General features: G+C 40.8%; 7 protein-coding genes. 6 read left to right on the forward strand and 1 reads right to left on the reverse strand.

The genetic code is table 11. From position 1 onward, the window contains the following. Positions 1 to 110 precede the first annotated feature (110 nt). Positions 111 to 1,010, forward strand: coding sequence for an aldo/keto reductase (locus SSCH_RS00555; protein WP_198142034.1), 900 nt, complete (start codon positions 111 to 113; stop codon positions 1,008 to 1,010). A gap of 182 nt (positions 1,011 to 1,192) precedes the next feature. Continuing rightward, positions 1,193 to 1,489: a hypothetical protein gene (locus tag SSCH_RS00560; protein ID WP_198142035.1), complete on the forward strand. Its 297-nt coding sequence runs from the start codon at positions 1,193 to 1,195 to the stop codon at positions 1,487 to 1,489. A 304-nt stretch (positions 1,490 to 1,793) separates the two neighbouring features. Here SSCH_RS00560 and SSCH_RS00565 read toward each other — a convergent pair whose 3' ends face one another. Next, positions 1,794 to 2,603, reverse strand: a complete 810-nt coding sequence (locus SSCH_RS00565; protein ID WP_232294121.1) for a Uma2 family endonuclease — start codon at positions 2,601 to 2,603, stop codon at positions 1,794 to 1,796. A 315-nt stretch (positions 2,604 to 2,918) separates the two neighbouring features. On the opposite strand from SSCH_RS00565, the gene SSCH_RS00570 reads away from it, so the two are divergent. The 4 genes from SSCH_RS00570 (at position 2,919) to SSCH_RS20610 (ending at position 6,116) form a co-directional block, all read left to right on the forward strand. Next, on the forward strand, positions 2,919 to 3,257 hold the full coding sequence (locus SSCH_RS00570) for a DUF6506 family protein (protein WP_232294122.1): 339 nt from the start codon (positions 2,919 to 2,921) through the stop codon (positions 3,255 to 3,257). Positions 3,258 to 3,651: 394 nt separating this feature from the next. Next, positions 3,652 to 4,128, forward strand: coding sequence for a BREX-3 system P-loop-containing protein BrxF (brxF, locus tag SSCH_RS00575; protein WP_044663769.1), 477 nt, complete (start codon positions 3,652 to 3,654; stop codon positions 4,126 to 4,128). A 1-nt stretch (position 4,129) separates the two neighbouring features. Further along, positions 4,130 to 4,963: a DUF6079 family protein gene (locus tag SSCH_RS20605; protein WP_052835149.1), complete on the forward strand. Its 834-nt coding sequence runs from the start codon at positions 4,130 to 4,132 to the stop codon at positions 4,961 to 4,963. A gap of 4 nt (positions 4,964 to 4,967) precedes the next feature. Next, positions 4,968 to 6,116, forward strand: coding sequence for a DUF6079 domain-containing protein (locus SSCH_RS20610; RefSeq protein ID WP_052835150.1), 1,149 nt, complete (start codon positions 4,968 to 4,970; stop codon positions 6,114 to 6,116). Positions 6,117 to 6,223: the final 107 nt, after the last annotated feature.

Consider the following 6,223-nt stretch of genomic DNA (forward strand, 5'->3'; position numbering starts at 1 on the left):
TAAGAATGGCTCGGGAAAACGGAATTGTCAAGTAATCTTGTAGTAGGTTTTGGCGGTAGTGTCCCTATCCAGCGGATTGATGCATCCAGTACAGAAAAGGTTGTTAACCAGTGACCATAGAACTGGGCATCAACTTCTTTGATACCGCCAGAGGTTACACTGATAGTGAAGAAAAACTCGGTGCAGCACTGAAAAAACACAGAGATAAGGTGATCATCGCCACCAAATCCATGGCCCGGGATAAAAAAGGGATGGCTGAGGATATAGACAAAAGCCTGATGACCCTGGGTGTGGATTATCTTGACCTTTACCAACTGCATAATGTCAAAGACAAGGGTGCCCTGGAGCAGGTACTGGCAGCGGATGGAGCCTTAGCTGCTTTAAAAGAGGCAAAAGAAAAAGGGAAGATCAGGCATATTGGGGTGACAGGGCATATCAAGGATATCCTTTTGGAAATAATGCAAACAGGTGAGGTAGAAACTGTACAATTTCCCTTCAATCCAGTTGAGGTTAGTGGTGCAGGTAAGCTTTTTGAACTGGCGGAGAAAATGGACACCGGGGTTATTATCATGAAACCGATGGCCGGAGGTGCCCTGACCAATGCAAAATTGACGCTGAGTTTTATCCTGGAGCATCCGGTTACAGTTGCTATACCTGGGATGGATTCCCCCGAGCAGGTGGAAGAGAATGCTGCTGTAGGAAGTATATTAAGGTCTTTATCAGAACTGGAAAGAGAGGAACTTGCCAGAATAGTGACCAAACTGGGCACCCGTTTCTGCAGGCGCTGCGAGTATTGCCTTCCCTGCCAGCAGGGGATTGATATCCCGTCAGTGTTCCTTTTCGACGGCTACTATACCAGATATGACCTGAAAGACTGGGCAAAAGAGCGCTATCAGGCCATGGATGTCAAGCCGGATGACTGCCTGGAATGCGGCGAGTGTGAAGAACGCTGCCCCTACAATCTACCGATCCGTGAGATGCTGAAGGAAGCAGCGGAGAGATTGGGGTAATGCTGAGAATGACGTAGTCTGTTAAATGGCGGTGATACTGGGTGATGCAACAAAGCAAGCCTGGCAGACATAGATGTCAGAAGCCGGAGGTCGGAGGTCGGAAAAAAGATGACCGGGCAACTAGAAGCAACAAAGCAATAAAGCAAGCCTGTCCCCGATAATGCAATAATGGCCATAAAGAGGTGATGATCATCATTAATGTAACCATAGGCAAAGATGATCAAGGCAAGGAATTCGTAGAGGTAGACAGTAAAGTATTTGGAGAATACTTGAGGTTTACGGTAGAAAAAGGGGATGATGAACAGTCCGCTCTTCGAGTCAGTTTTCGCCAGTTCGATGGCACCTTCATTTCTGGACCTCGTATTCCTCTGGAAAGGGTCCCAGATGTGATGGAAGCGGTAGAGCATTTTTTGAAGAACTGCACAATAACTGAAGGGCTTCCAGACCCCGATCAAAAGGCCGGAAAAACTGATCCATAGGAAGAAACAATTCTTGCGACCACCCGCAGGGAAAGCCTATCTTTTTTAAGGATAGACGTCCCGTCTAGGCGGTGCCAGCAGAGTATAAAAGCAGAGCCAAAGCCATGTAATGATGCTTCTGGGTGACAGCACCAATCTTTTTTCCGGGATGACTTCCGGCATCTGGCACTTATTTTTCTGGTAGATGTCCATGCCGCCATAGCGACACCATCAGATAATGAAAACGATTTTATTATGCTCCCAACAAATTTGCAGCAGGTGATGAGGCAGGAAAACAGTGACACCTTAATACGAGGAATTGCTATTATTTTGACCACAAGGATTTCAAGGCAATTGACAATCCTGCAAAATTCGGATGTTCCATAATATCTTCGTCCATACCGGATGCAACCAGGGCGTAGACGCCATCACGCCAGGCAAAGCATTCCAGGGTTTTTTCCTGCGGATCAAGCAGCCAATAATGTTGTACCTGAGCCTTCTGGTAAATCCGCATTTTTTGAAGCCGGTCTTTGCGCGCGCTGGAAGGAGACATGATCTCAACCACCAGTGCAGGCTGCCCATCAATTCGGGCTTCCTTCACAATCAGTTTCTGTTCGCCTGATACATAAAACAGATCCGGCTGGACTACGTTGAAGTCAAGCGGGGTAACATCCAGGGGCGCATCGAAGACCTCTCCTTCCGGGTCAACCTCCTCAAAATAATCTTCCAGAATCCTTTGTAGCTTGCGGGAAGCACGCTGGTGCATAACACTGGGCGATGGTTCTTTAATCAATATGCCATCAAGAATCTCAAAACGGTAGCCTGGTTCTTCCGGAATACCCAGGTAGTCCTGGTATGTGAGCTTTTTGGTAGGTTTGGTTTCATACTGGACGGGTTTTTCCCTGAGGACGTCACCACTAAGTGCTTTGATTACATCATCCAGCTTATACCTGTATTGTCTGTTTCCCAGTTCAATGCAGGGTATTTTATTCTCTCTGGTATACCTCCAAATCGTCTCCACAGAAAGATCCAGGGTTTCGGCCAGGGCCTGGGCAGTAATCAATTCCTTATTCATGGCCATAACAACCTCCTTTTCATCGCTGCCGCCGGCGACAAGAATAGTAAGGAAATACATTTTAATATCATTTCCCATCTCAATTATAATCAATCTATAAACTATTATCAACTAATATAAACTGAAGTAGTCTATAGTCAACAGATCTATGACATTGCTTTCTCAATATCCTGAAGACTCATACTAAAGCATTAGATGCTGCTTACCTGTCGTTATAGCACACACGACAAGAAGACAGCCTTAGCCAGTTTTTTTTATCTCTTGGGCAGGATAATTTTGTTCAAGGGGGAATATACCAATCATGTTAGAGTTTATCATGCTGGTTGTGGTGGCAGTAAATCTGCGTATGGATCAGTTCACAGAAATTATTTGAAAGTGAGGTGGAGAGCAGTGGCTTTAAAAGCAGCGTTCATTTTTGTGGCTCCTGAAGCGGATGCTGAAAGAGACCGGGCGGTAGTGGATTCACCGGTAGTGCATCTCACAGTGGTCGGTGTGAAGGATTACCAGATGGCAGTAAAAGCAGCAAAAGAACTGGTTGACCAGGGAGTAGGCGCTATCGAATTATGCGCCGGTTTCGGAGTAGAGGGTGCTGCAATGGTGAAACAAGCAGTACAGGGGAAAGCAGCTGTCGGTGTTGTGCGTTTCGACAATCACCCAGGATTTGATTTTAAGAGTGGGGATGAGATGTTTAATATTTGCAACCGCCAGCGGTAGCGATGGAATGGATGTTGTTTGCCCACCCTGGGGAAAGAAGGGGTGGGCTTTTTCTTTTTCTCAATTGAAAATATTTATTGTTTGTAAGGCAATGAATTATTGATGCAATTTTATGGGTGTAAGGTAAGGTTCATTATGTAATGAGAGGGAGTTATTGTAAATTATTATGTCTACTGTCTACTTTTAGGCCGACTTAATACTACAGCGATGCGCCTAAAAAAAAAGAAAGCTCCAAAGCGTTATTTCTTCGAGGATAATTTGGAACTATTCTCTGTAGTGTTAAAATTACACCACAATTATGGTAATAAATAGGTATTTTTGTCGCATCTGGTTATTAAATAAGATATAATAAAAATTAGATATTTCCGCAAATATAAGCAAAAGGTGAGTGAACGTGGCTGTTATCAATGAGTTTAAGAAGTCAGTTTTAACATTACCTGATATGTATTATAAACTCCTATTATTAGTTGGAAGTAGTGGAGCAGGAAAAACCGCTATTATTAAGAAAATTTGCATCGATAATAAATATCGATATGTTAATTTTAACCACGCATTATCTAAAAAGCTTAAAGATATACCGATAGGAGATCGATGCTACTCTATACATGACTGCATAGATGAAATTGCAGAGGATAATGTAAGTGATTTTTTAGTATTTGATAATATAGAAATAATCTTTTCCAAGCATCTCCAGATAGAACCGTTAAGGACATTGAAGAACATTGCAAAATACAGAAATATTATCGCTGCATGGTCAGGTAGCATAAAAGATGGATATTTGACCTATGCGGAACCTTGGCACGATGATTATGTAAGATATAGCTTGAGCGATTTGGAGTGCATTTATATAAATATAGAGAGGGGGATATAGTATGAAGTATAAGGATTTAGTACAGTTTGATCCTATCGAAACTGTTGTTAAATTAAAGGATGCAGATACGAAAAGTGAAGCTGAGAGACTGGTAAAAACATATGTGATGTCAGATAGCATGGCGGAGAGTTTAATTGATGTAGTCATCCCGCAGCTGCAGTTCGAGCAAACCATCGATAACAAAGGGCTTTTTATTGTTGGAAATTATGGTACAGGTAAATCACATTTGATGTCTGTTATATCGGCAATTGCGGAGGATGCCGGCATTTTGAATTTGGTAAAGCATGATGAATTTAAGAAACATGCTGCAACTATAGCAGGTAAGTTTGAAGTTTTAAGGTTTGAAATTGGTGCGTCCAAAATGAATTTACGAGATATAGTACTAAAAAAAATAGAGGGTGACCTCAAAAAACGGGGGATTGAATATAAGTTTCCGCCTGTTGATGAAGTTACAGATAATAAACAGTATCTCGTTGAAATGATGGGGCTTTTTGAAGAAAAATACCCAGATAAGGGGTATTTGATTGTTGTTGACGAACTGCTTGATTATCTGCAGCACAAGAAAGAACTTGAAATTAAATTTGATCTTGGATTTTTACGTGAAATAGGTGAAGTCAATAAAAATATCCGCATTAGATTTATGGCGGGTGTACAGGAAACCCTATTTGATAATCCATCCTTCTCATTTGTCGCAAAAACGATATTAAAGGTGAAAGATAGATATGAACAGATCATAATAAAACGGGAAGATATTTCCTATGTAGTATCTCAAAGACTGCTGCAAAAAAACAAACGAACAGAAGGCATGGATCAGGGAACACCTTCAGAAATTTAGCTCGATGTACAAGAACATGGCAGACCGCCTTGAGGAATATACCAGCCTTTTTCCAATTCACCCCGCATATCTGGAGACCTTTGAAAAAGTATACATAGCGGAAAAGAGAGAAGTATTAAAGACGATCACCATGACTATTCGAGAGATCCTTGATCAAGATGTTCCCTGTAATGGGCCAGGTCTTATTTCATATGATACATACTGGATGTTTATTAAAAACAATCCATCAAATAGAGCAGAGCCTGATATTAAGGAAGTAATAGATAAAAGCGAGATTTTGGAAGGAATTATTAAAAATTCTTTTACAAGACCACAATATAAGCCTATTGCGTTACGAATTATTAATGCTATGAGTGTACATCGTTTAACAACAGGTAGTATCAATGCACCAATAGGCATAACAGTACAAAATATGAAAGACGATTTATGCCTGTATGATCCTATGCTTCCCGAAAAGGAAGAAGATTTTCTCATTACAACTATAGAAACAGTGATGAGAGAGATTACCAATACTGTCAGCGGACAGTTTATTGAATACAATCAAGATAATGAGCAGTATTATTTAGATTTAAAAAAAGATATAGACTACAACGCAAGAATCCAGCAGAAAGCCGATGTATTGGATGATGACAGTCTCAATCAATATTATTTTGATATTATCAATAAGGCAACAGATTGGAATACACCGGAATACAAAAATGGTTTTAAAATATATGAGTATGAACTGCTTTGGCATGATAAAAACATAACAAGACATGGTTATCGTTTTTTAGGGACACCTAACGAGCGGTCTACTGCCCAACCCCCCAGGGATTTTTATGTTTATTTTCTGCCTCCTTATGGGATAGTTAATGGAAAAAAGAAAGACGAAGAAGATGAGGTTTACTTTGAATTCACCGGAGATGATGAGTTTATAAATAACTTAAAGATGTATGCTGCCGCATATAAAATGGCAGATATTTCGTCAAGTGATAGTAGGCAAACTTATCTTAAAAAAGCAGATGAATATGAAAAATGCGCAATTAAGTGGATAAGGCAAAATGTTAACCAATGCTTTAATGTGAGGTACAGAGGAGACAGTAGGAATATACTTAACTGGTTAAATGGCAGAAGATGGGTGTCGCCTCTCACTCCCAATGGACGGGGGGAGTAGGATTTTTTTTCTTGCTTTTTATGACGTAAATGATGCATACTGATTTGACAATTATGGAATTATTTTATTGAACATGAACAATCATACACGGGAAAGGATTAAATAGC

This window comes from Syntrophaceticus schinkii (genome assembly GCF_000946815.1).
Classification (GTDB): Bacteria; Bacillota; DSM-12270; order Thermacetogeniales; family Thermacetogeniaceae; genus Syntrophaceticus; species Syntrophaceticus schinkii.